The sequence below is a fragment of the Pseudomonas sp. Pseusp88 genome (assembly GCF_047303955.1).
Classification (GTDB): Bacteria; Pseudomonadota; Gammaproteobacteria; order Pseudomonadales; family Pseudomonadaceae; genus Aquipseudomonas.
Map to the genome: position 1 here is coordinate 1 of NZ_JBGLYM010000021.1, position 24,423 is coordinate 24,423.

Here is a 24,423-nt window from a genome sequence, read left to right on the forward strand (position 1 = left end):
GCGTGGGGTAGGGCGGGAGCAGCGTTTTGCGACTGTCATGTCGGTATCCGATATCACCCGCATCGTGCGCCCGGAGCAGCTGACGTTGGAGCGAGGCTTGCCCGCGAAAAGGGCGGCACACGCGACGTATTTTTTACGATTGAAGCATCGGGTTCGCGAGCAAGCTTCGCTCCAACGGAGCAGGGCCTGGCCTGCATTGCGCGCGCTGCAACAAATCCGTCCGCTAATGATGTCCCTCGGCTTGCCGTGGGGTGTCACCGGCAGCGCTGGTTTTGAACTGGCCAGCGGTATTCCCGCATTGCATGAAGGCAGCGACCTGGACCTGATCCTGCGCACGCCCGTCGCCATCGGACGGGACTGGGCGGCGCAACTGGTCGAGCGTCTGGAATCGGCGCCGTGCCGTATCGACGTGCAACTGCAAACTCCCGGCGGGGCGCTGATGCTGCGCGAATGGGCAGGTTCGGCGCGTCAGGTACTGCTCAAGAGCGCCAGCGGCGCCTGCCTGGTAGCTAATCCCTGGCAGCTCGCGGAGTTATCGGCATGAGCAGCTTCTGGGTGTTTCCCGGTCAGGGCGCGCAACAACCGCAGATGCTGCATCAATTGCCCGATGCCGCGCCGGTAAGGGCGTGTGTCGATGAGGCATGCATGGCGCTGGGTGAAGACGTGCGCTTGCTCGATTCTGTCCAGGCGCTGCAATCGACCCGGGCCGTGCAGCTCTGTCTGCTGATCGCCGGAGTCGCCTGCGCCCGCCTGCTGCTGGAGCAGGGGCAGGTGCCGGATATGGTCGCCGGGTTGTCGATTGGTGCCTATCCGGCGGCGGTGATTGCCGGGGCGCTCAGCTTCGACGATGCGGTACGTCTGGTGGCCTTGCGCGGCGAGCTGATGCAGCAGGCTTATCCGCAGGGCCATGGCATGACCGCCCTGATCGGCCTCGACCAAGGCCAGGTAGAGTATCTGCTTGCTCAGGTCCACAGCCCTCAGTCGCCGGTGTTCCTGGCCAATATCAATGCCGACAATCAGTTCGTGATTGCCGGCAGCAGTGAGGCCATGGCTGCGGTTGCCGCTCTGGCAGGTAACGATGGTGCCCAGGCCCGGCGTCTGGCGGTCAGCGTGCCGTCGCATTGCGCCTTGCTCGATGAACCGGCACGCCGCTTGGCCGAAGCTTTCGCCGGGGTGCCAATGCAGGCACCCCGTGTGCGCTACCTGAGCGGCAGCAGCGCCCGGCCGATCGTCAATGCCGACAAACTCCGCGAAGACCTGGCCTTCAACATGAGCCGGATCATCGACTGGCGCAGCACCGTGCAGACCGCCTACGAGCGCGGCGCACGCCTGCAGATCGAATGGCCGCCCGGCGCCGTGCTCACCGGGCTGGCGCGCAAAGTGTTCGAACAAGGTACGGCCGTCGCCTTTCAGGGCGCCCGTCTGGACAGTCTGGTCGCGTTATCGCGTGAGGAGGGCCTGCGCACTCCATAGACCGGGTACCGCTTCGAAGGACAAAAACAACAACTTCGACAACGACATCTGAGGCATAACAACAATGATTATCTACGGTGTGGCATTACTGGCTATTTGCACCCTCGCGGGGGTGATTCTGGGCGACCTGCTGGGTGTTCTACTGGGCGTGAAGTCCAACGTGGGCGGGGTCGGCATCGCCATGATCCTGCTGATCTGTGCTCGCCTTTACATGCAAAAGCGTGGCGGCATGAGCGAAGGCTGCGAGCTGGGCGTCGGCTTCTGGGGCGCGATGTATATCCCCGTGGTCGTGGCCATGGCAGCGCAACAGAATGTGGTGACCGCGCTCAAGGGCGGTCCGGTGGCAATTTTGGCGGCGATCGGCTCGGTGCTGATCTGCGGTTGCACCATTGCTGTGATCAGTCGTACCAACAAGGGCGAGCCGCTGCCTGCGGTAGACGAGCCGCTGATCATTTCGGGGGTGCCTACCACCCCTGCCACTACCACCGGAGCGCGCTGATATGTGGGATCTCATTCTGAAAGATCTGGTCAGCCAGGGCCTGGTGACGGCATTTGCCGTGGTTGGCATCGTCATGTGGATCTCCGTGCTGCTGTCCAAGTACCTGACGTTCGGACGGGTGCACGGTTCGGCGATTGCCATTGTCATCGGCCTGATTCTGGCCTGGGTTGGCGGCACCATGACTGGCGGGCAGAAGGGCCTGGCCGACCTGTCGCTGTTCTCCGGTATCGGCCTGATGGGCGGGGCGATGTTGCGTGACTTCGCCATTGTCGCCACGGCTTTCGAGGTTCAGGCCACCGAGGCGCGCAAGGCGGGGCTGATCGGCGCGCTGTCGCTGCTGCTGGGGACTGTGCTGCCGTTTATCGTCGGTTGCTGCATGGCCTATGCCTTCGGCTATCGCGATGCCGTGAGCATGACCACCATCGGTGCCGGTGCGGTGACCTACATCGTCGGGCCGGTGACCGGCGCGGCGATTGGTGCCAGCTCTGATGTCATGGCGCTGTCCATTGCCACCGGCCTGATCAAGGCGATTATCGTGATGGTCTGCACGCCCATGGCGGCGCGCTGGATGGGCCTCGACAACCCACGCTCGGCCATGGTTTTCGGTGGCCTGGCCGGTACGGTCAGCGGCGTAACAGCCGGGCTTGCCGCTACGGATCGTCGCCTGGTGCCTTACGGCGCCCTGACCGCGACTTTCCATACTGGCCTGGGCTGCCTGTTGGGGCCGTCGATACTGTTCTTTATCGTGCGTGGGATCATGGGCTGAGAAAGCCATTGAGCGAATGCTGCTGTTTGCATTGTGGGAGCGAATTCATTCGCGAAGACGGTCTTTAAGGCGATGACGAAGCCGTGGCTGTACCGGCCTCTTCGCGAATGAACTCGCTCCCACATATACCCACCTGTTTCCGCCTTATCTGAACCCCTGCTGCCGCCACGCCTCATACACCGCCACTGCCACAGTATTGGACAGGTTCAGACTGCGGCAGCCCTCGCGCATAGGCAGGCGCAGGCGTTGCTCGCCGGGCAGCGCATCGAGAATCTCCGCTGGCAGGCCGCGGCTCTCAGGCCCGAAAATGAACGCATCGCCTTCCTGATAGCTGACGTCATGAAAGGGTTTTGAGCCTTTTGTGGTAAAAGCAAACAGCCGTGGCTGGCCCAGGCTTGCCAGGCAGCTGGCCAGGTCCGCATGGGTCTTGAGCGTGGCGTATTCGTGATAATCCAGCCCGGCCCGACGCAGACGCTTGTCGTCCAGTTCGAAGCCCAGTGGCTCGATCAAATGCAGGGTGCTGCCGGTATTGGCGCACAGCCTGATGACATTGCCGGTATTCGGCGGAATTTCTGGTTGAAAGAGGATGACGTGAAACATGCACGGCTCCGAACTGAAGGACGGCATGCATTCTACCCCCGAAGAGGACCCGCGACTGAAGGCATGGCCGCGGGTTTTGGGGGCGATGGCCATTTTCGGCATGATGGTGGGCCTGATGATCGGCCGCCTGACCCAGCCCGAGCCATTGGAACTGCAACAGATCGAAGTGCTGCCTGCGGGCCTGGCCCTGTGGTTCAACGAAGATCCTGAGATACGTGGCGAGCGGGTCGACGGCACGGTGGTACTGCACTTCAAGGCGTTTGGTCAGCCATGGAACGGTCAGCTGAAAATGGACGGCAAGATCGTCAACTGGAAGTTGCAGCGCGATAGCAAGGGGGAGTGGGTGTTGAGTCTTCTCGCGGCCCGTCCGATACATGGCGACTGGCGCTCAGTAAAGGTGGACGGGCGCTGGAGACTGGAGGTCAGTCTCCGGGAGGAATAAAAGAGGGGAATCCCCGGCCTGCCTGTACCAAGGTCCCCAAAACTGGTGATGTAATACCTATTGCAGAGGCCGTGCCAGTTTTCCCGCAACTGTGTAAAAAATATGAGAGAAAAGCCAAAAGCCCCACCAGAACGCTTGTCTGGCGGGGCTTTTGAGTTTTTCGGCCGGTTCGGGAGTGAACGGTCGGCGGGTAAATGAAAATTTTCGAAGTGGTTTTGCACGCTATTCGCGCATTTCCCGTAGGGAGATTCCCAAAGTGATGCACGAATACTGATTAATGGGTCTGGCCATGCCAGGGCACCAATTTGCGTTGCAGGGCGCGCAGACCCATTTCCATGGCGAAGGCGATAATGGCAATGACCAGAATGCCCAGCACGACCACGTCCGTGACCAGGAACTGCGCCGCCGACTGGACCATGAAACCCAGGCCGCTGGTGGCCGCGATCAGTTCAGCCGCCACCAACGTCGACCAACCGACGCCGAGGCCGATACGGATACCGGTCAGAATGTCCGGCAGGGCGCTGGGTAGGATGACGTGACGAATCAACTGCCAGCGCGTGGCTCCCAGGGACTGCGCAGCCCGCAGTCGGGTGGGGTCGACCGTGCGCACGCCAGTGGCTGTGGCGATGGCGATCGGGGCGAAGATCGCCAGATAGATCAGCAGTACCTTGGAAAATTCGCCGATGCCGCACCAGATCACGATCAACGGCAGATAGGCCAAGGGTGGAACGGGGCGGTAGAACTCGATCAGTGGGTCAAAGATGCCTCGGGCGATGCGGTTATGGCCGATGGCGATACCAATCGGTACGGCGCTAAGGATCGCTGCAACCAGGGCCAGGCCGATGCGTTGCAGGCTCGCTCCCAGATGTTGCCAGAGGGTCGAGTCCATGTAGCCCTTGGTCATCAGCAGCCAGCCTTTCTCCAGAACGGCTGACGGTGGTGGCAGGAATAGCGGATCGATCCATTGCGCAGCGGTCACCAGCCACCAGGCGCCGAGCAGCGTCGCCAGGGTCAACAGACTGATGGTACGGGTGCTTATATAGCCGCGGACGCGTGGTGCGATCGTTGGGGTCTTGCCGGGGGCATCGGTCGTCTCCGGCCATTCATAGCTATTAATAGTCATGCGCGTTGCTCCCGAGTGATTCCGCGTTGCGAGAACACACTGGACAGCACGTGTTCGCGGGTCTCGATAAAGCGTGGGTCGGATTTGATCGCCCGGGCAGACTCACCTGCAGCGTAGCGGCGACCGAAGTCCAGCTGCAGATGCTCGACGACGCGTCCCGGGTTGGGTGCCAGCAGCATCAGGTCGGTAGCCAGGAACACCGCTTCTTCGATGTCGTGGGTGATCAGGAATACCGGCTTGGCGGTGCGCTGCCAGACTTGCAGAAGCAGTTCCTGCACCTGCTCGCGGGTAAAGGCATCGAGGGCGCCAAAGGGCTCGTCCATCAGCAGTACACGAGGGTCCGCGGCCAATGCCCGGGCCAGGCCGACGCGCTGACGCTGACCGCCGGACAGTTGCCAGATACGGCGGTTGTCGAAACCGGCCAGATCCACCAGGGCCAGCATCTCCCGCGCTTTGGCTTCGCGCTGCTCACGGGGCAGGCCCGCCAGCTCCAGGCCAAAGGCAACATTGGCCAGCACGTTCTGCCATGGCAGCAAAGCATCGTCCTGAAACACCACACCGCGTTCGGCACTTGGCCCATTGACCGCAACCCCATCCAGGGTAATGCGCCCGGCGCTGGGGGCGACGAAACCGGCAATCAGGTTCAGCAGCGACGTCTTGCCGCTGCCCGATGCCCCGAGGGCCACGAGCAATTGGTTCGGGCCGAGAGTCAGGGAAATATCCGACAGTACCGGCTCGGCCGCACCGGGATACTGTGCGCAGACGCGCTCCAGCTGTAATACCGCCATGACCCGGCCCTCCCTTATTGAGTGATGAACCTGGCGCTGACGTAAGGCGAGTAGTCAGCCAGTACGGCGTCGACCTTGCCCTGCTCTTTAAGGAAAGCGGCAGTCTTGGTCACGGCTTCGATGGTTGGCGCGCCCAACAGGGCCTGCTGGTCAGCGGCCAGTGGGTAGACGTTGCCCTGCAACAGGCCGGGAACGTCGGCGGCCTTGGCGCCGGACAGTTGCACCAGCTTGTCGACGTTGGCGGTATTGGCGATCCAGGCTGCCGGGTCCTTGCGGTACTGGGCGTAGGCATCGAGGGTGACTTTGGCAAAGGCTTTGACGATTTCTGGATGTTTATCGGCAAAGTCCTTGCGCACGATCCAGGCATCGAATGTCGGTGCGCCGACCTTGGCCAGTTCGCCGGAAGTGATCAGTACCTTGCCGGTTTCCTTGGCCACGCCCAGAGCCGGGTCCCATACATAGGTGGCGTCGATGTCGCCGCGCTTCCAGGCGGCGGCAATAGCCGGTGGCGCGAGGTTGACGATGGTCACCTTGGCCGGATCGATCTTCCAGTACTTCAACGCCGCCAGCAGGCTGTAGTGGCCGGTGGAAACGAAGGGTACGGCGACTTTCTTGCCAATCAGATCCTCGGGCTTGTCGATGCCCGAGCCGTTGCGCGCCACCAGGGCCTCGGCGGCACCGATCTGGGTGGCGATCAGGAAGGTCTCGACCGGCAGCTTGCGGGTTGCGGCGGCGGTCAGCGGGCTGCTGCCCAGATAGCCGATCTGTACGTCACCCGAAGCTATAGCTGTAATGACATCGGCGCCATTATCGAACTTGCGCCAGGAGATTTTCGAGTCGGTGGCCTTTTCATAGGCGTTGTCGGTTTGCGCCACTTTGGCGGGATCGACGGTGGTCTGGTAAGCCACCGTGAAGTCAGCGGCCTGAGCCAGGAACGAAGCGCCGGTCAGCGAAAGCGCCGCCAGTAGACGTAAAGAAAAATGCAGTTTCATCGCAAAGCTCCGAAGCAGGGCAGGTCGGGGAATGTGATGAGACTAAATGATCTAAGAATGCCGAAATAAATAACCTTTTGGCATGAGCTTATGAGGGGAAGCGAGGGGTGTGGGGGAGGATTTCTGTATCGCGGTCGGCTTTGACAGATTTTTCAGAAAAAGTTCAGCTTCTGTGTCGGCATGATTACAACTGTAACAATTCGTGTGAGAGTATTATTACAGTCCTGTGTCTGGGCTGTTGTGCCAATGAATAGGGCTCGTAAGCTACTCAAGGAGAGTGACCGGACGGTCAGCATCCGGTCGTGTGGTACGGCCAAGCGAATCGATCTGATGAACGGCGCGCAAATATTTTTTGGGAATTAGCCGAATAGGCCGATACACTCCACAACGGCATGGTTGACATGGTTTGACACATATAACCGTTTTGCCTGAAAAGCGGACCAATAAGTCTTTTTAGGTTTAAAGGTTTTTGCATACCGTGGAAGGCTACCGGCACACGCGGTCTAGTACTTTAGTCTTAGAGGTGTCCAGCACCATTGACTCTCCGGGTCGGGTCTGGCGCTAATCGCGCAACCGCGGGTCAGGGCATTAGCTCGGCACCGTGGATACAAAAATTAGATTCAAGAGGAGCGAAACAATGAAGAAGTCCACCCTGGCCCTGGCCGTAGCGGTAAGTGCCCTGGCTCAGCAGGCTGGTGCAGCTGGTTTCCTGGAAGACAGCAAGGCAACCATCAGTTCTCGTACCATGTACTTCGAAAACGATATCCGTGAAGGCCGTCGTGCATCGGACCAACGTGAGACAGCAGAAGGTCTGCTGTTCAACTTCAACTCCGGCTACACCCAAGGCGTCGTGGGCTTCGGTCTGGACGTGCAGAGCATGTGGGGTATTCACCTCGGCGGTGGTATCGATCACCACACCACCACTACTGCCAACACCTTCTTCCCAACCGATACCGATGGTTCGTCCGTTGATCAATGGTCCCGTACTGGCGGCAACGTCAAGGCCAAGTTCTCCAAGACTGAACTGAAACTCGGTAACGCTCTGGCACCTAACCTGCCAATCCTCGTTTCCAACGACGGTCGCTTGCTGCCACAAAGCTTCGGCGGCGGCACCATCCAGTCGAAAGAAATCGAAAACGTCACCATCAACGCCGGTAAGCTGACCCAGCAGGCTGCTCGTGCTTCGAGCAACTACTCGGGTCTGTCGGTGGCTGGTGCTTCCCAGGACTCCAACAGCTTCGTATTCGCTGGTGCTGACTGGAAAGTCACTAAAGACCTGACTCTGCAGGCTTACCACGCACAGCTGGAAGACTTCTACAAGCAGACGTTCCTGGGCCTGACTCACGTCTTCCAGATCGCTGATGACCAGTCCTTCAAGACTGACCTGCGTTGGTTCGACAGCAGCTCCGACGGCAAGAACGGCGACGTTAACTATCGCTTCAACAACAACGGCGGCTATGCCCGCAACGTTGGCGAAGTCGACAACAAAACCTGGTCTGCCATGTTCACTTACACCCTGGGCGGCCATGCACTCATGGTTGGTCATCAGCGTGTGAACGACGACGGCGGCATGGTCTGGTTGAACCAGGGTAACGTCACCAAAAACGGCACCACTTCGACTCACATCGAAGGCGAGGGCGGTTCCAGCTTCTACCTGTTCACCGACAGTATGATCAACCAGTTTGCCCGTGCCGGTGAGAACACCACCTTCGGTCAATACTCGTATGACTTCGCTCGTCTGGGCGTTCCAGGTCTGAAAGCAGCATTCGCTTACCTGCACGGTACCGACATCAAGGCAGCCAACACTGCTGTTGACAAGAGCGACAGCTCTGAGTGGGAACGTGACGTTCGTCTGGACTACGTTGTTCAGTCCGGCGTGCTGAAAGGCTTCGGTACTTCCCTGCGTCGTGGTACCTACCGTGGCGACAGCGGTACTCCAGCTGACCAGGATCAGACTCGTCTGATCTTCAACTACACCTACGCTTTCAAGTAAGTGTGTTGAGCTGAGTTAAAGGAACCCCGCTTCGGCGGGGTTCTTTTTATCTGTTTTTTATTATTTCCTAATCGTCTATTTAAATCGTTATCTATTCTTTTTAATTTTTAGCGATTCGATGCACAGTGGCTGCCATAACCTGGCAAACCAAGGAGCATCACCATGAGCCTGCGACTGGGCGATATCGCCCCCGACTTCGAACAGGATTCCAGCGAAGGCCGTATCCGTTTTCATGAATGGCTTGGCGACAGCTGGGGTGTACTGTTTTCCCATCCGGCCGACTTCACACCGGTTTGCACGACTGAATTGGGCTTTACCGCCAAACTCAAGGACGAATTCGAAAAGCGCGGCGTCAAGGCCATTGCCCTGTCGGTGGACCCGGTCGACTCGCATATCCGCTGGATCGACGACATCAACAGCACCCAGAACACCCTGGTCAATTTCCCGATCCTGGCCGACGCTGATCGCAAGGTGTCCGATCTCTACGACCTGATCCACCCCAACGCCAATGACACCCTGACCGTGCGCTCGCTGTTCGTGATCGACCCGAACAAAAAGGTGCGCCTGACTATTACTTATCCGGCCAGCACCGGGCGCAACTTCAATGAAATCCTGCGGGTGATCGATTCCCTGCAATTGACCGACAACTACAAAGTCGCGACCCCGGCCAACTGGGTGGATGGCGACGACGTAGTGATCGTGCCGTCGATCAAGGACGAAGAAGAGATCAAGCAACGCTTTCCCAAGGGCTACAAGGCCGTTACCCCGTATCTGCGCCTGACCCCGCAACCCAATCGTTAAGACTTAACAGACTCACCAAGCAGAGAGTTTCAGGGCCGATTTATCGGCCCTTTTTTATCCGGTTCATTCGCGCCAGGGCGCATCTGTGGGACCGGCTTCAGCCGGGAAAGCGTCGCCCCTGACGCAGCAGATGCGGCGACTGTGCCGACGCTTTCCCGGCTGAAGCCGGTCCCGCGGTTTCTGCGATTGCATGAATTTCATATATTCATTTAGGTAATAACCAAATGAAAAAATAAGATTTATAGATATAAAAAACTCCTGTTAAGGTCACTGCATATCCGGCGAAATCGCCGCCGCCTTACTCGTCCGCCAACGGATTTGCAGGTGTCCACACTACTTAGCATCAGGAGAGCGCCCATGGGCACTGTCAATTTGCGTCAAGGTCTGGCCGCTCTGGTTATCGCGGCAGTTTCCTTCGCAACCGTCACCCAGGCTCAGGCGGACACCCTGCGCATCGGTTATCAAAAATACGGCACCCTGGTGTTGCTCAAGGCCAAGGGCACTCTGGAGAAGCGCCTGGCGGAGCAGGGCGTGCAGGTGCAATGGACCGAGTTTCCCGGCGGCCCGCAGCTGCTGGAAGGCTTGAACGTCGGCGCCATCGATTTCGGCGTTACCGGGGAAACCCCGCCGGTGTTCGCCCAGGCTGCCGGTGCTGACCTGCTTTACGTCGCTGCCGAGCCTGCGGCGCCGACCAGTGAAGCGATCCTGGTGCCCAAGGATTCGCCTATTACTTCGGTCAAGGACCTCAAAGGCAAGAAAGTCGTGCTCAACAAGGGCTCCAACGTCCACTACCTGTTGGTACGGGCGCTGGAAGATGCCGGGCTCAAGTACAGCGACATCCAGACCGTCTTCCTGCCACCTGCTGACGCCCGTGCCGCTTTCGAGCGTGGCAGTGTTGATGCCTGGGTGATCTGGGACCCTTACCAGGCCGCCGCCGAGCAACAATTGCAGGCCCGCACCCTGCGTGACGGCACTGGTATCGTTGATAACAACCAGTTCTACCTGGCCACCAAGCCATACGCGCAACAGCATCCGAAAGTCATTCAGACCCTGATCGACGAAGTGCGTGCGGTGGGAGAATGGTCCAAGGCCAACCCGGACGAAGTCACCCAACAGGTTGCGCCACTGCTCGGGCTGCCAGCGGATATCACCAGAATCTCGGTCAAGCGCCAGGGTTATGGTGCCTACTTCATTACGCCGCAGGTGGTCGCGGCCCAGCAGAAAATCGCCGATGCCTTTTACCAGCTCAAGTTGATCCCCAAGCCGCTGAGCATCGCGGACGTGATCTGGACCCCACCGGCTGCCGTGGCTAAAGCGCCGTAACCGTTCAGACCACCAAGGAGACAACTCCATGAGTCAACGCATCATTCACCGGCTGGCGCCCTGGGCTCTGCCAATCCTGCTGTTACTGGTCTGGCAGCTGTCGGTCAGCGCCGGCTGGCTGTCCACGCGCATTCTGCCAGCACCCAGTGCCGTGGTCGCGGCGGGTGTGCAACTGGTGGTCAGCGGTGATATCTGGGCGCATCTGGCGATCAGCAGCTGGCGTGCCGCAATCGGCTTCGCCATCGGCGGCGGGATCGGTCTGGTACTGGGTTTTATCACCGGCCTGTCGAAGTGGGGTGAGCGCCTGCTGGACAGCTCGGTGCAGATGATTCGCAACGTGCCGCACCTGGCGCTGATCCCGCTGGTGATCCTGTGGTTCGGCATCGACGAGAGCGCGAAGATTTTCCTGGTTGCCCTGGGCACTTTGTTCCCGATTTACCTCAATACCTATCACGGCATCCGCAACATCGATCCGGCGTTGGTGGAGATGTCGCGCAGTTATGGTCTGTCCGGGTTTGCCCTGTTCTGGCACGTGATCCTGCCGGGTGCCTTGCCTTCGATTCTGGTCGGTGTGCGCTTTGCCCTGGGCTTCATGTGGTTGACGCTGATTGTCGCGGAGACCATTTCCGCCAGCTCCGGTATCGGCTATCTGGCCATGAATGCCCGTGAATTCCTGCAGACCGATGTGGTGGTTCTGGCCATTGTTCTCTACGCGATCCTTGGCAAGCTGGCCGACCTGGCGGCGCGCGGCCTGGAACGTGTCTGCCTGCGCTGGCACCCGGCCTATCAAGTTCACAAAGGCGGTGCCGCATGAGCAGTCTGAAACAGCAACCGCCGCATCTGTTGCGCGGTATCCCGCTGGCGGTGCACGGCCTGAAGAAAACCTTCGGCAATCGGGAAGTGCTCAAGGACATCGACCTGCATATTCCCGCCGGGCAATTCGTTGCCGTAGTCGGTCGCAGCGGTTGCGGGAAAAGTACCTTGCTGCGCCTGCTGGCGGGGCTCGACAAGCCCACGACGGGCCAGCTGATGGCCGGCTCCGCCCCCCTGAGCGATGCCCGGGAAGACACTCGCCTGATGTTTCAGGAAGCGCGGCTGCTGCCGTGGAAACGCATTATCGACAACGTCGGCTTGGGTCTGAGCGGCGATTGGCGCGGGCAGGCTCTGGACGCCTTGGAAGCGGTCGGTCTGGCCGAGCGTGCCAATGAGTGGCCGGCAGCCTTGTCTGGCGGCCAGAAGCAGCGTGTGGCCCTGGCCCGCGCCCTGATTCACAAGCCGCGCCTGCTGCTGCTCGACGAGCCTCTGGGCGCCCTGGATGCCCTGACGCGCATCGAGATGCAGCAACTTATCGAAAGCCTGTGGCGCAAGCACGGCTTCACTGTGCTGCTGGTCACCCACGATGTCAGCGAAGCCGTAGCGATTGCCGATCGGGTCATCCTGATCGAGGAAGGCCGTATCGGCCTGGACCTGACCGTTGAATTGCCGCGCCCGCGAGCCCGGGGATCACATCGCCTGGCCGCACTGGAAACCGAAGTGCTCAACCGCGTGCTCTCATTGCCGGGAGCGCCACCTGAGCCCGAACCGACTTCACCCCTGCCCACGCAACTGCGTTGGGCCAATTAACACCCTATCGCAAACAGGAAGACTCTCATGACTATCAAAGCCATTAACGTACGTAACCAGTTCAAAGGCACCATCAAGGAAATCGTCACCGGCGACGTACTGTCCGAAATCGACGTACAGACCGCTTCCGGCATCGTCACTTCCGTGATCACCACTCGCTCGGTCAAAGAGCTGGAACTGGTAGTGGGCAGTGAAGTAATTGCTTTCGTAAAATCCACCGAAGTCTCCATCGCCAAGTTGTAAGCGATGGCAGTACAACAACCCCGGACGGTGAAAGCCCTCCGGGGTTTTTGCCTGGCATGGGCGAAAACCTAGCATTTCTGCCAGGTATACAGCTGCTGAAGTCAGCGGGATGATAAGCCTGTACTGATTGTCAGGAGCGCACCATGGCGCCGCCCTCATGCCGTTATGGCTATGATCCCCTCGACCGGCTGGCGAGCACTTCGCCGATGGGCGAGGCGCCGATTGCGCGTTTTTATCAGAAAAGTCGTTTGGCGACGGAAATTCAGGGGGCGTTGCAGCGCACGGTTTTTCAGCATGACGATCAGTTACTCGCTCAGCAGCAATACTCGGAGGGGAATAGTGAAACCAGCCTGCTGGTGACCGATCAGCAGCGCTCGGTGTTGAAGCGCACTGATGTTGTCGAAACCGAGTCGCTGACGTATACCGCCTACGGCCATCTTCCGGCTGGCAGTGGCTTGAGTACCTTGCTGGGTTTTAGTGGTGAGCGACGTGATCGGGTCACCGGGCATTATTTGCTTGGGAATGGGTATCGGGCTTTTAATCCGGTGTTGATGCGTTTTAACAGTCCGGACAGTTTGAGCCCGTTTGATGAGGGAGGGTTGAATGCGTATGCGTATTGTCAGGGGGATCCTGTCAATTTTCGTGACCCGACGGGGCATGTTAAGTTTCTCAACCCTGTGCTGAATACATCGCCATTCATCCCAAGATATGTGCCTGCTCAACGCCATCGACCAGTATCGATAAATAATTCTCCTTCTGCGGCTCGATCCTTGGCACCAAGTATCAATAATGGCGCTGTAAATAGGCAATCTGCTGCAGTAGCAAACCCCTTATTTGCGGCTGTGCCGGATAACGCAGTGTCTATTCCTGGTTCCTCTGGTTCATCAGTAGTCGCTTCCTCTGCCAGGGGTGGAAATATGCCAGATGAAAAGAGTGTGCTTTTGAGTCGTAAACAAAAGGTGGCGATCAGAAATCGCTTGTGGACAGCCAAGAAAAAAAATTACAGCAGCAAAAATGTTCCTGATGATTGGAATTCAGCGCGAGAACGAGCTTCTTACTTCAAGTCAATTGAGGAGTTGCACGGCCGGTTAGCGGATGACTATCAATTAATCATTAAAAGTAAGGTGTATGATTCTTATGCCTTGCGTTATTTGAATCCTACGAGAGAATCTGCAAATCAGGCAGGTCAGGATTTTAGAGAGTATATTAATAATGTTAGGGCTAAATTCCCAGCCCAAACTCAGCGGAGCAAATCCTTCCAAGAGGAATATAGCAGTTAGATTAGTGCAATGTTTTGCGAGCTTTAAATCAGGGCGATAAGGTCTTTCTTGGCCTGGGGGATGGCCGGTTGCTTCGAGCTGTTATCGGTCATGTAAACCTCACATGGTTTCAGTAACCACCCTCTTCGGCAAAAACGGCGGCAAATACAACCCCACATAAGCAACAAACACACGCATGCCTTCTTCCGCCATGCGCGGTGTGATCTGCTCGTGCAGTTGCATCGAGCGGGCATGGACCCGGTCGCCCAGTCGGCATCGTCACTTCCGTGATCACCACTCGCTCGGTCAAAGAGCTGGAACTGGTAGTGGGCAGTGAAGTAATTGCTTTCGTAAAATCCACCGAAGTCTCCATCGCCAAGTTGTAAGCGATGGCAGTACAACAACCCCGGACGGTGAAAGCCCTCCGGGGTTTTTGCCTGGCATGGGCGAAAACCTAGCATTTCTGCCAGGTATACAGCTGCTGAAGTCAGCGGGATGATAAGCCTGTACTGATTGTCAGGAGCGCACCATGGCGCCGCCCTCATGCCGTTATGGCTATGATCCCCTCGACCGGCTGGCGAGCACTTCACCGATGGGCGAGGCGCCGATTGCGCGTTTTTATCAGAAAAGTCGTTTGGCGACGGAAATTCAGGGGGCGTTGCAGCGCACGGTTTTTCAGCATGACGATCAGTTACTCGCTCAGCAGCAATACTCGGAGGGGAATAGTGAAACCAGCCTGCTGGTGACCGATCAGCAGCGCTCGGTGTTGAAGCGCACTGATGTTGTCGAAACCGAGTCGCTGACGTATACCGCCTACGGCCATCTTCCGGCTGACAGTGGCTTGAGTACCTTGCTGGGGTTTAGTGGTGAGCGACGTGATCGGGTCACCGGGCATTATTTGCTGGGGAATGGGTATCGGGCTTTTAATCCGGTGTTGATGCGTTTTAACAGTCCGGACAGTTTGAGCCCGTTTGATGAGGGAGGGTTGAATGCGTATGCGTATTGTCAGGGGGATCCTGTCAATTTTCGTGACCCGACGGGGCATGTTAAGTTTCTCAATCCTGTGCTGAATACATCGCCATTCATCCCAAGATATGTGCCTGCTCAACGCCCTCGCCAAGTAACGATGAGCCGTTCTTCTACCGTGACTAAGTCCTTGGCGTCAAGTGCCATTAGTAACACTATAAATAGGCAGCCCGGGGCAGGATCGAGTCCTTTACCTGTGGCTGTATCAGATAACCCTATGTCTATTTCCAGCTCCTCTCGCCCCTCTGTGGCTGCACGGTCTGCTGCATCCAGAGATAGTATAGGTAGTGGCTATAAGGTGTCTGATCCTGAAATTAGACACAAACTGATTGCACGTGTAGGGGTTGCATTAACGCGAGCTCATAAAAGCAGTGAAGTGCCTGGCACTTATGGTTTTGCGGTCATGCGGTGGGATCATTTTGAATCTGTTGGTAAGGCCAGTTCCGCGCTGGCGAAATATTATAAAAGTATGCATGATACGGGTGCTCAACAAGTGAATTATAGTTTTGAAAGTATGTATCAGAAATATAGCGGAATCGAAACTGTTTATAAGAAAAATCTTGAGGAATATACCGCTAATATACGACAAAAATTTCCACAGCAAACTGAGCGTGATAGCCGTTTTGCGGGGAGGATATAAGGGGGATGCCGTATTTCAACAAGATTTTTTAATCCAGGGTCACAGAATTTCAAGACCCTCCAAACTCATGAGTCTGGACGGTCCTGGATGATTTCAGGCAGCCCTCTTTTGAGCAAAAACGGCGGCAAATACAACCCCACATAAGCATCAAACACACGCATGCCTTCTTCCGCCATGCGCGGTGTGATCTGCTCGTGCAGTTGCATCGAGCGGGCATAGACCCGATCGCCCAGTTCCATCGCAAGGGCGAATACGTCGACGTCATTGGGCAGGGGCGGTAGCTGGAAGTGTCGGTCGAAGACTTCGAACATCAGGTGGCCCAGTTCGATATCGTGCTGGCGGTCGGCCTGATTCACCTCGGTCAGGCCGTGCTGCGCGAGGATCAACTGGCGGGCGGCGGCATCGTCGTTGTAGATCTTGAGCATGCGCATCTCGACGATGCGCGACAGGTCGCGCCAGCTGTGCAATGCGTCGTGATCCACCGGCGCCTGGAGGCTGGCGCGAAAGGCCGCATGGACGTCGGCGGTCAGGGCTTCAAGCATCGCCGGAACGCTGGCGAAGAAGTGATAGACCGATGACGGCGGGATCTGCGCCCGCTCGGCCACGCTGTAGATCGACAGACTGGTCACGCCCTCGGCGGCAAGCAGCTCGCGTGCGGCATCGAGGATCGAATCGATCCTGGCCTGGCTGCGTGCACGGGGTTTGCGAGGGGTAGCGGGGCGGGGCATTGAGCGATCTCTCGGGCGGGGCTGGCGGCCATTGTATCTAATTGTTGGAGCGAGGCTTGCCCGCGAAGCGTGCGCCATGGTCTTTCAGCCAAACCGGATTATCGTGCTTCGCGGGCAAGCCTCGCTTCAACGCAAGTGCTGGAAAGTATTATCAGGCAAAAAAAACGCCGCAACCCTTACAGGCTACGGCGTCCTTGTCCTGCACCCAGAATCAAACAGTGTGCAGATACCAGTTGTACTCAAGGTCGGAGATGGAGTGTTCGAACTCTTCCAGCTCACTTTCCTTACAGGCGACGAAGATATCGATGTATTTCGGATCGATGTACTTGGCCATGACTTCACTGTCGTCCAGCTCACGTAGGGCATCGCGCAGGTTGTTCGGCAGGCTTTGTTCATTCTGCTCGTAGGAGTTGCCCGAGACCGGTGCGGCTGGCTCGATCTTGTTGGTCAGGCCGTGATGCACGCCTGCCAGCACAGATGCCATCAGCAGATACGGGTTGGCATCGGCACCGGCAACCCGGTGTTCGATGCGTACGGCATCGGCCGAACCTGTCGGTACGCGCACGGCGACGGTACGGTTATCCAGGCCCCAGCTTGGCGAATTTGGCACGTAGAACTGAGCACCGAACCGGCGATATGAGTTGACGTTCGGGCAAAGGAACGCCATCTGCGCCGGTAGGGTCTCGAGCACACCGCCGATCGCATGACGTAATGCGGCGTTCTGCTCGGGATCCTCGCTGGTGAAGATGTTCTTGCCATCACGATCGAGGATCGAGATGTGCACATGCAGACCATTACCCGCCTGACCCGGATAGGGCTTGGCCATGAAGGTCGTGTCCATTTCGTGGTCGTAGGCGATGTTCTTGATCAGGCGCTTGAGCAGTACCGCGTAGTCGCAGGCCTTGATCGCGTCGGCAACGTGGTGCAGGTTCACTTCGAACTGCGCCGGGGCACTTTCCTTGACGATGGCATCGGCGGGAATGCCTTGCTCCTTGGCACCTTCCAGAATGTCCTGGAGGCAGTCGACGTATTCGTCGAGGTCGTCGATCAGGTAGACCTGTGTCGAGTGCGGGCGTTTGCCGGAAATCGGCGAGCGCGGAGGCTGAGGCCGGCCGTTCACGTTCTCCTGGTCGATCAGGTAGAACTCCAGCTCGAAGGCGGCGCAGATGGTCAGGCCCATGTCATCGAACTTGCTCACCACCTGACGCAGGACTTCACGCGGGTCGGCGAAGAAGGGCGTGCCTTCGAGTTCGTGCATGGTCATCAGCAGTTGCGCGGTTGGGCGTTTCTGCCAGGGTTCGTTGCACAGGGTGTCGGGGATTGGATAACAGATTCGGTCAGCATCACCGATATCCAGGCCCAGGCCGGTGCTTTCCACCGTCGAACCGTTGATATCCAGGGCGAATAAAGAGGCCGGCAGGTTGATGCCTTTCTCGTAAACCTTGTGGAGGCTGGTGCGTTCGATGCGCTTGCCGCGCACCACACCATTCATATCCGCAATCAGAAGGTCAACGTACAGAACCTCAGGATGTTCCTTAAGGAACGCGTTCGCTTCGTTAAGCTGAACGGCACGCGGGGGTACCGACATGATGCAACACCTTTGTTGTTAAAAATATCAATCATCGAGTCTTGCGGGTTTCAGTCAATCCGAAAGGCCCGATGAAGTCAAGAGAGCCTCGTTTTGCCCTAAAAGGGCGCCAAAAGGCCGTTTTTGCTGCAATTTAGGGCGACTATTGGTTGTGTTATCGCTTGGAAACTGCGGGCTTGAGCGGGCTGTGTTCTATTTTTTACGGGGGTGTTGTGTAAAAAAATGAACAAGGCTAAGCTCGATTGAGACCCAAAACAGCAATAATGCCGGAGGGGTTCCATGTCTCGCTTGCCATTGATAGGCGTCACCTCATGCACGAAGCAGATCGGTGATCACGCTTATCACATCAGTGGCGACAAGTATGTCCGTGCGGTAGCCGTGGCTGCCGGGGGCCTGCCGCTGATCCTGCCCTCACTGGGCCCTTTGCTCGATCCCTCCGAAATTCTGGCAAGCCTCGATGGACTGTTGTTCACCGGCTCGCCTTCCAATGTCGAACCCTATCACTATAGTGGCCCGGCCAGTGCGCCAGGAACTGCTCATGATCCCGAACGCGACAGCACCACCTTACCGCTAATTCGTGACGCCGTGGCGGCGGGTGTGCCGGTTTTGGGCATTTGCCGTGGGTTTCAGGAGTTAAATGTCGCCTTGGGCGGCAGTCTGCACCAGCGTGTTCATGAAACCGGAACCTTCATGGATCATCGTGAACCGGACAACGAACCGGTCGAAGTTCAGTACGCTCCCAGTCATCCCATGCACATTCAGCCCGGCGGCTTGCTTGAGTCTCTGGGCCTGCCTGCTGAAATTGCGGTCAATTCGATCCACGGGCAGGGCATCGAGCGCCTGGCGCCGCCCCTGCGCGTGGAAGCAACGGCGCCTGACGGTCTTGTTGAGGCGGTTTCTTTGATCGACGGCGCCGCTTTTGTCCTGGGGGTGCAATGGCACCCGGAATGGCAAGTCACCCACAATCCCCACTACCTGGCGATTTTCCAGGCCTTTGGCGATGCCTGTCGAAAACGGGCGAGACAACGAGACGCCGATGCGTCAAAAAACGCCTGATCCGCGGATCAGGAAATGACCCCCTGAGGTATTTATGAGTACCAACCTCGACCAGCTCACCGATTGGTTGAAAGAACACAAGATCACCGAAGTCGAATGCATGATTGGCGACCTCACCGGGATCACCCGCGGCAAGATTTCCCCGACCAACAAGTTCATCGCTGAAAAGGGCATGCGTCTGCCTGAAAGCGTCTTGTTGCAGACGGTGACCGGCGATTATGTCGAAGACGATATCTACTACGACCTGCTGGACCCGGCAGACATTGACATGTTCTGCCGCCCCGACCAGAACGCGGTGTATCTGGTGCCCTGGGCCATCGAGCCGACCGCTCAGGTGATCCACGACACGTATGACAAGCAGGGCAACCCTATCGAGTTGTCGCCGCGCAACGTGCTCAAGAAAGTCCTGAAACTCTATGCCGACAAAGGCTGGCAGCCCATCGTGGCGCCGGAAATGGAGTTTTACCTGACCAAGCGCAGTGACGATCCGGACTACCCGTTGCAGCCGCCGATCGGTCGCTCGGGTCGCCCGGAAACCGGTCGCCAATCGTTCTCCATCGAAGCCGCCAACGAATTCGACCCGTTGTTCGAAGACGTCTACGACTGGTGCGAACTGCAGAATCTGGACCTCGACACATTGATCCACGAGGACGGCACTGCGCAGATGGAAATCAACTTCCGTCACGGCGATGCCCTGTCCCTGGCCGACCAGATCCTGGTGTTCAAGCGCACCATGCGCGAGGCGGCACTCAAGCATGACGTGGCGGCGACGTTCATGGCCAAGCCCATGACCGGCGAGCCCGGCAGTGCCATGCATTTGCACCAGAGCATTATCGACATCCAGACCGGCAAGAATGTCTTCTCCAACCCTGACGGCACCATGAGCCAGCTGTTCCTGCACCACATCGGTGGCCTGCAGAAGCTGATCCCTGAGTTGTTGCCGCTGTTCGCGCCCAACGTCAACTCGTTCCGCCGCTTCCTGCCGGACACCTCGGCGCCGGTCAACGTCGAGTGGGGCGAAGAGAACCGCACCGTCGGCCTGCGCGTGCCGGATGCCGGGCCGCAGAACCGTCGTGTGGAAAACCGTCTGCCCGGTGCCGACGCGAACCCCTATCTGGCGATTGCTGCGAGCCTGCTGTGCGGCTTCATCGGCATGACCGAAGGCATCAACCCCAGCGCTCCCGTGGTGGGTCGTGGATATGAGCGCCGCAATCTGCGCCTGCCGTTGACCATCGAAGATGCGCTTGAGCGCATGGAAAACAGCAAGACCATCGAGAAGTATCTGGGCAACAAATTCATCAAGGGCTACGTCGCGGTCAAGCGCGCCGAGCATGAAAACTTCAAACGCGTGATCAGCTCATGGGAGCGGGAATTCCTGCTCTTCGCAGTCTGACACGCCAGGCGCCCGGCTGATTACCGGGCGCCCAACCCAAGCATATGGAGTGCTGCATGAGTTCCAATAATCCGCAAACCCGTGAATGGCAGGCCCTGAGCGCCGAGCACCACCTGGCCCCGTTCAGCGACTACAAACAGCTGAAAGAGAAAGGCCCGCGCATTATCACCAAGGCCCAGGGCGTGCATCTCTGGGACAGTGAAGGCAACAAGATTCTCGACGGTATGGCCGGCCTGTGGTGCGTGGCCATCGGTTATGGTCGCGAAGAGCTGGCCGACGCCGCCAGCAAACAGATGCGCGAGCTGCCTTATTACAACCTGTTCTTCCAGACCGCCCACCCGCCGGCGCTGGAGCTGGCCAAGGCCATTTCCGATATCGCGCCTGCGGGCATGAACCATGTGTTCTTCACCGGTTCCGGCTCCGAAGGCAATGACACCATGCTGCGCCTGGTCCGCCATTACTGGGCGCTCAAGGGCCAGCCGAACAAGAAGACCATCATCAGCCGGGTCAATGGCTATCACGGTTCGACTGTCGCCGGTGCCAGCCTCGGCGGCATGACTTATATGCATGAGCAGGGTGACCTGCCGATCCCCGGCATCGAGCACATTGCGCAGCCATACTGGTTCGGCGAAGGCGGCGACATGACGCCGGACGAGTTCGGCACCTGGGCTGCCGAGCAATTGGAGAAAAAGATTCTCGAACTGGGTGTGGAGAACGTCGGCGCCTTTATTGCCGAGCCGATCCAGGGTGCCGGTGGCGTGATCGTGCCGCCTGCCAGCTACTGGCCGAAGATCAAGGAAATCCTCGGGCGCTACGACATCCTGTTCGTCGCCGACGAAGTGATCTGCGGTTTTGGTCGTACCGGTGAATGGTTCGGCAGCGATTACTTTGACCTCAAGCCGGACATGATGACCATCGCCAAGGGCCTGACGTCGGGTTATATCCCCATGGGCGGCCTGATCGTGCGCGACGAAATCGTCAAGGTGATCAACGAAGGCGGCGATTTCAACCACGGCTTCACGTATTCCGGGCACCCGGTCGCAGCAGCGGTCGCGCTGGAAAATATCCGCATCCTGCGCGACGAAAAAATCGTCGAGCGGGTCAAGAACGAAACGGCACCATACTTGCAAAAGCGTTTGCGTGAGCTGAGCGATCATCCGTTGGTGGGTGAAGTTCGCGGTGTCGGTTTGCTGGGGGCCATCGAGCTGGTCAAGGACAAGGCCACGCGCGAGCGCTATGTCGGTCGGGGTGCCGGCATGATTTGCCGGACGTTCTGTTTCGACAACGGTCTGATCATGCGCGCCGTGGGCGATACCATGATTATTTCGCCGCCCCTGGTGATCAGTTTTGCCGAGATCGATGAACTGGTGGAGAAGGCGCGTAAATGCCTGGATCTGACATTGAAGGCTCTACAAGGCTGATATAAGCACGGCCGGAACATGAAACTTTCGGCGGTTGCGTAGTACGGCAGGTTTGCCCGCTTGTAAGCCTGCCCAGGAACTTGCCAGACTAACGGTTGTTTGAATCGCCGCTACTCCCAATGGTCAGTCATAAAAATACTGGAGCTGTACGCATGAAAACATTTGGCAAGACCCTCCTCGCTCTGTCCCTGATGGGCGCAGTGGCCGCCGCGCACGCGGACGACAAGGTACTTCACGTTTATAACTGGTCCGACTACATCGCGCCGGACACCATCAAGAACTTCGAGAGCGAGTCGGGTATCAAGGTCGTCTACGACGTGTACGACAGTAACGAAACCCTTGAAGCCAAGATGCTGGCCGGCAAATCCGGCTATGACGTCGTCGTACCTTCCAACAACTTCCTGGCCAAGCAAATCAAGGCCGGCGTGTATCAGGAACTGGACAAGTCCAAGCTGCCGAACTACGGCAACCTGAATAAAACCCTGCTCAAGGCCGTGTCCGTCAGCGACCCGGACAACAAGCACGCCTTCCCGTACATGTGGGGTTCGATCGGCATCGGTTTCAACCCGGCCAAGGTCAAGGAAGCGCTGGGTGCCGATGCACCGACCAACTCCTGGGACCTGCTGTTCAAGCCTGAGAACGCAGCCAAGTTGAAGAAGTGCGGTATCAGCTTCCTCGATTCGCCAACCGAAATGCTGCCGGTTGCCCTGCATTACCTGGGCCTGCCGACCGATACGCAGAAGAAGGAAGACATCGACAAGGCTCAGGCTCTGTTCATGAAAGTCCGTCCTTCGATCGCTTACTTCCACTCGTCCAAGTACATCTCCGACCTGGCCAACGGCAATATCTGCGTAGCCGTGGGTTATTCGGGTGACATTCACCAGGCCCAGTCCCGTGCAAAGGAGGCCGGTGGCAAGGTTGAAGTCAGCTACAACATTCCGAAGGAAGGTGCAGGCAGCTTCTACGACATGTTGGCGATCCCGAAAGACGCGGAAAACGTCGAAGGCGCCTACAAGTTCCTGAACTACATCCTCAAGCCTGAAGTGATGGCGGAAATCACCAACTCTGTGGGCTTCCCGAACGGTAACGAGAAAGCCACACCATTGGTGAGCAAGGAAATCACTGATGATCCGGGTGTCTATCCACCGGCTGAGGTCGTGGCCAAGTTGTATGCCATTGCTGACTTGCCGGCGGCCACCCAGCGCATCATGACGCGCAGCTGGACAACCATTAAGTCGGGTAAATAAACCGGGTTGATATTTGCTTCTGTGGGAGCGTGGCTCGCCCGCGAATCGGACGGCGCGGAGTATCAGATGTACCGCGTCGAGCCCTTCGCGGGCAAGCCACGCTCCCACGGGATCTCATTTCAAGGCATAGATGTGCCTTGAACTGAGAGCTGGTTCAACCCACTGTCACATAAGGTTTTTTTGCGATCCGCGGCCATCAAAGGTAAGTTGCGCGCCGGTCCGACACGGGCACCAGACCCCAAACTGAAAAGGATTGTTCACGTGTCTATTTCTTTGCTTCCTCCTTTATTTCGCAACACCCTGCTCGCGGGGCTCGGCCTGACCCTGGCCGTCAGTGCACAAGCGGCCCCCACCGTGCATATTTATAACTGGTCCGATTACATTGGCTTGACCACCCTGGCGGACTTTGAATCCACCACCGGAATCAAGCCGGTCTATGACGTGTTCGACTCCAACGAAACCCTCGAGGGTAAGTTGCTGGCCGGGCACACCGGCTACGACGTGGTCGTGCCGTCCAACCATTTCCTCGGCAAGCAGATCAAGGCCGGGGCTTTCCAGAAACTCGACAAGTCGCAATTGCCCAACTATTCGAACCTTGACCCGGCCCTGCTCAAGCGCCTGGAAAAGAACGATCCGGGTAATCAATACGCCGTGCCTTACCTGTGGGGTACCAATGGCATTGGCTACAACGTCGACAAGGTCAAGGAAGTGTTGGGCGTCGACAAGATCGACTCCTGGGCCGTGCTGTTCGAGCCGGAAAACATCAAAAAGCTGCAAAAGTGCGGTGTCGCCTTTCTTGATTCCGCCGACGAAATGCTCCCGGCGGTGCTCAACTACATGGGCCTGAGCCCGAACAGCACCAATGAGGCCGACTACAAGAAGGCTGAAGAGAAACTGTTGAAAGTACGGCCTTACGTGACTTACTTCAGTTCGTCCAAATACATCACGGATCTCGCCAACGGCGATATCTGCGTGGCTGCCGGTTTCTCCGGGGATGTGTTCCAGGCCAAGAAACGCGCGTCCGAAGCGGGCAAGGACGTCAATATCGCCTACGTGATTCCCAAGGAAGGCGGCAACCTGTGGTTCGACATGCTGGCCATCCCCAGCGATGCAACCAACATCAAGGAAGCTCACGCCTTCATCAACTTCCTGCTCAAGCCGGACGTGATCGCCAAGGTCAGTGACGAGATCGGCTATGCCAACCCGAACCCGAAATCGGGCGACGATATGGACCAGGCGATTCGTACGGATCCGGCGGTGTATCCGCCTCAGGAAGTCCTCGACAAGTTGTTCGTCAATGCCGAGTTGCCCCCCAAGGTGCAGCGCCTGATGACCCGCAGCTGGACCAAGGTCAAGTCGGGCAAATAATTATCCAGCGCCCGGCTTCTGTGGCCGGGCT

At 58.0% G+C, this 24,423-nt stretch carries 24 protein-coding genes and 2 pseudogenes; 19 read left to right on the forward strand and 7 right to left on the reverse strand.

The window, feature by feature from the left end; all coding sequences use genetic code 11:
• The 4 genes from ACCD02_RS22260 to madM all read left to right on the forward strand — a co-directional run.
• On the forward strand, positions 1-544 hold a 544-nt coding region (locus ACCD02_RS22260), incomplete at its 5' end, for a malonate decarboxylase holo-ACP synthase (RefSeq protein ID WP_413306632.1).
• Positions 541-1,473 (forward strand): malonate decarboxylase subunit epsilon, encoded by a 933-nt coding sequence (gene mdcH, locus ACCD02_RS22265; RefSeq protein ID WP_413306635.1) that lies wholly within the window; start codon positions 541-543, stop codon positions 1,471-1,473. The genes ACCD02_RS22260 and mdcH, both read left to right, overlap by 4 nt.
• Positions 1,474-1,537: 64 nt before the next feature.
• Positions 1,538-1,972 carry a malonate transporter subunit MadL gene (gene madL, locus ACCD02_RS22270; protein WP_413306637.1) on the forward strand — a complete coding sequence of 145 codons (435 nt, stop codon included), beginning with the start codon at positions 1,538-1,540 and terminating at the stop codon, positions 1,970-1,972.
• A gap of 1 nt (position 1,973) precedes the next feature.
• Complete coding sequence (gene madM, locus ACCD02_RS22275) at positions 1,974-2,738, forward strand: malonate transporter subunit MadM (protein WP_413306639.1); 765 nt, start codon at positions 1,974-1,976, stop codon at positions 2,736-2,738.
• A 144-nt stretch (positions 2,739-2,882) separates the two neighbouring features.
• Here madM and trmL read toward each other — a convergent pair whose 3' ends face one another.
• The gene (gene trmL / locus ACCD02_RS22280) at positions 2,883-3,338 is read right to left on the reverse strand and encodes a tRNA (uridine(34)/cytosine(34)/5-carboxymethylaminomethyluridine(34)-2'-O)-methyltransferase TrmL (RefSeq protein ID WP_413306642.1); all 456 of its coding nucleotides are present in this window, start codon (positions 3,336-3,338) and stop codon (positions 2,883-2,885) included.
• On the opposite strand from trmL, the gene ACCD02_RS22285 reads away from it, so the two are divergent.
• Positions 3,337-3,780 (forward strand): hypothetical protein, encoded by a 444-nt coding sequence (locus ACCD02_RS22285; RefSeq protein ID WP_413306644.1) that lies wholly within the window; start codon positions 3,337-3,339, stop codon positions 3,778-3,780. The genes trmL and ACCD02_RS22285 overlap by 2 nt on opposite strands.
• A gap of 274 nt (positions 3,781-4,054) precedes the next feature.
• Here the strand turns inward: ACCD02_RS22285 and tauC are convergent, their stop codons facing one another.
• Genes tauC through tauA form a run of 3 tightly spaced genes read right to left on the reverse strand, consistent with a single transcriptional unit; the run spans position 4,055 to position 6,683 of the window.
• Positions 4,055-4,897 (reverse strand): taurine ABC transporter permease TauC, encoded by an 843-nt coding sequence (gene tauC, locus ACCD02_RS22290; protein ID WP_413306883.1) that lies wholly within the window; start codon positions 4,895-4,897, stop codon positions 4,055-4,057.
• Between the two features lie 2 nt (positions 4,898-4,899).
• Positions 4,900-5,691 carry a taurine ABC transporter ATP-binding subunit gene (gene tauB / locus ACCD02_RS22295; RefSeq protein ID WP_413306646.1) on the reverse strand — a complete coding sequence of 264 codons (792 nt, stop codon included), beginning with the start codon at positions 5,689-5,691 and terminating at the stop codon, positions 4,900-4,902.
• Between the two features lie 14 nt (positions 5,692-5,705).
• A complete protein-coding gene (gene tauA, locus ACCD02_RS22300) occupies positions 5,706-6,683 on the reverse strand; it encodes a taurine ABC transporter substrate-binding protein (protein ID WP_413306649.1) in 978 nt (325 codons plus the stop codon).
• 637 nt (positions 6,684-7,320) lie between these two features.
• On the opposite strand from tauA, the gene ACCD02_RS22305 reads away from it, so the two are divergent.
• The 7 genes from ACCD02_RS22305 (at position 7,321) to ACCD02_RS22335 (ending at position 13,946) form a co-directional block, all read left to right on the forward strand.
• The gene (locus ACCD02_RS22305) at positions 7,321-8,676 is read left to right on the forward strand and encodes an OprD family outer membrane porin (protein WP_413306652.1); all 1,356 of its coding nucleotides are present in this window, start codon (positions 7,321-7,323) and stop codon (positions 8,674-8,676) included.
• A 162-nt stretch (positions 8,677-8,838) separates the two neighbouring features.
• Positions 8,839-9,477, forward strand: coding sequence for a peroxiredoxin (locus tag ACCD02_RS22310; RefSeq protein WP_413306655.1), 639 nt, complete (start codon positions 8,839-8,841; stop codon positions 9,475-9,477).
• Positions 9,478-9,834: 357 nt separating this feature from the next.
• The gene (locus ACCD02_RS22315) at positions 9,835-10,800 is read left to right on the forward strand and encodes a sulfonate ABC transporter substrate-binding protein (RefSeq protein WP_413306657.1); all 966 of its coding nucleotides are present in this window, start codon (positions 9,835-9,837) and stop codon (positions 10,798-10,800) included.
• Between the two features lie 28 nt (positions 10,801-10,828).
• The gene (gene ssuC / locus ACCD02_RS22320; protein WP_259104163.1) at positions 10,829-11,614 is read left to right on the forward strand and encodes an aliphatic sulfonate ABC transporter permease SsuC; all 786 of its coding nucleotides are present in this window, start codon (positions 10,829-10,831) and stop codon (positions 11,612-11,614) included.
• Positions 11,611-12,423, forward strand: coding sequence for an aliphatic sulfonates ABC transporter ATP-binding protein (gene ssuB / locus ACCD02_RS22325; protein ID WP_413306660.1), 813 nt, complete (start codon positions 11,611-11,613; stop codon positions 12,421-12,423). Before ssuC ends, ssuB begins: the two co-directional genes overlap by 4 nt.
• 27 nt (positions 12,424-12,450) lie before the next feature.
• A complete protein-coding gene (locus tag ACCD02_RS22330) occupies positions 12,451-12,666 on the forward strand; it encodes a TOBE domain-containing protein (protein ID WP_062379390.1) in 216 nt (71 codons plus the stop codon).
• Between the two features lie 143 nt (positions 12,667-12,809).
• On the forward strand, positions 12,810-13,946 hold the full coding sequence (locus tag ACCD02_RS22335) for an RHS repeat-associated core domain-containing protein (RefSeq protein WP_413306663.1): 1,137 nt from the start codon (positions 12,810-12,812) through the stop codon (positions 13,944-13,946).
• A gap of 99 nt (positions 13,947-14,045) precedes the next feature.
• Here ACCD02_RS22335 and ACCD02_RS22340 read toward each other — a convergent pair.
• A pseudogene (locus tag ACCD02_RS22340) lies at positions 14,046-14,195 on the reverse strand (TetR/AcrR family transcriptional regulator); the annotation flags it as partial.
• Positions 14,196-14,197: 2 nt separating this feature from the next.
• Here ACCD02_RS22340 and ACCD02_RS22345 point away from each other — a divergent pair.
• Positions 14,198-14,311, forward strand: a pseudogene (locus tag ACCD02_RS22345) (TOBE domain-containing protein); the annotation flags it as partial.
• A gap of 143 nt (positions 14,312-14,454) precedes the next feature.
• A complete protein-coding gene (locus tag ACCD02_RS22350) occupies positions 14,455-15,591 on the forward strand; it encodes an RHS repeat-associated core domain-containing protein (RefSeq protein WP_413306666.1) in 1,137 nt (378 codons plus the stop codon).
• A gap of 65 nt (positions 15,592-15,656) precedes the next feature.
• On the opposite strand, the gene ACCD02_RS22355 is transcribed toward ACCD02_RS22350, so the two are convergent.
• Together ACCD02_RS22355 and ACCD02_RS22360 are read right to left on the reverse strand one after the other, a co-directional pair.
• Positions 15,657-16,319 carry a TetR/AcrR family transcriptional regulator gene (locus ACCD02_RS22355; RefSeq protein WP_413306668.1) on the reverse strand — a complete coding sequence of 221 codons (663 nt, stop codon included), beginning with the start codon at positions 16,317-16,319 and terminating at the stop codon, positions 15,657-15,659.
• Between the two features lie 211 nt (positions 16,320-16,530).
• Positions 16,531-17,907, reverse strand: coding sequence for a glutamine synthetase family protein (locus tag ACCD02_RS22360; RefSeq protein ID WP_413306671.1), 1,377 nt, complete (start codon positions 17,905-17,907; stop codon positions 16,531-16,533).
• Between the two features lie 279 nt (positions 17,908-18,186).
• On the opposite strand from ACCD02_RS22360, the gene ACCD02_RS22365 reads away from it, so the two are divergent.
• From ACCD02_RS22365 to ACCD02_RS22385, 5 genes are all read left to right on the forward strand, one after another.
• Positions 18,187-18,963 (forward strand): gamma-glutamyl-gamma-aminobutyrate hydrolase family protein, encoded by a 777-nt coding sequence (locus ACCD02_RS22365; protein ID WP_413306674.1) that lies wholly within the window; start codon positions 18,187-18,189, stop codon positions 18,961-18,963.
• A 34-nt stretch (positions 18,964-18,997) separates the two neighbouring features.
• Entirely contained in the window at positions 18,998-20,356 is a 1,359-nt protein-coding gene (locus ACCD02_RS22370; RefSeq protein WP_413306677.1) for a glutamine synthetase family protein, read from the forward strand.
• A gap of 56 nt (positions 20,357-20,412) precedes the next feature.
• The gene (locus tag ACCD02_RS22375; RefSeq protein WP_413306680.1) at positions 20,413-21,777 is read left to right on the forward strand and encodes an aspartate aminotransferase family protein; all 1,365 of its coding nucleotides are present in this window, start codon (positions 20,413-20,415) and stop codon (positions 21,775-21,777) included.
• Between the two features lie 119 nt (positions 21,778-21,896).
• Complete coding sequence (locus tag ACCD02_RS22380; RefSeq protein WP_413306682.1) at positions 21,897-23,024, forward strand: polyamine ABC transporter substrate-binding protein; 1,128 nt, start codon at positions 21,897-21,899, stop codon at positions 23,022-23,024.
• A gap of 267 nt (positions 23,025-23,291) precedes the next feature.
• Complete coding sequence (locus ACCD02_RS22385; protein ID WP_413306885.1) at positions 23,292-24,392, forward strand: polyamine ABC transporter substrate-binding protein; 1,101 nt, start codon at positions 23,292-23,294, stop codon at positions 24,390-24,392.
• The last annotated feature ends 31 nt before the right edge of the window (positions 24,393-24,423 follow it).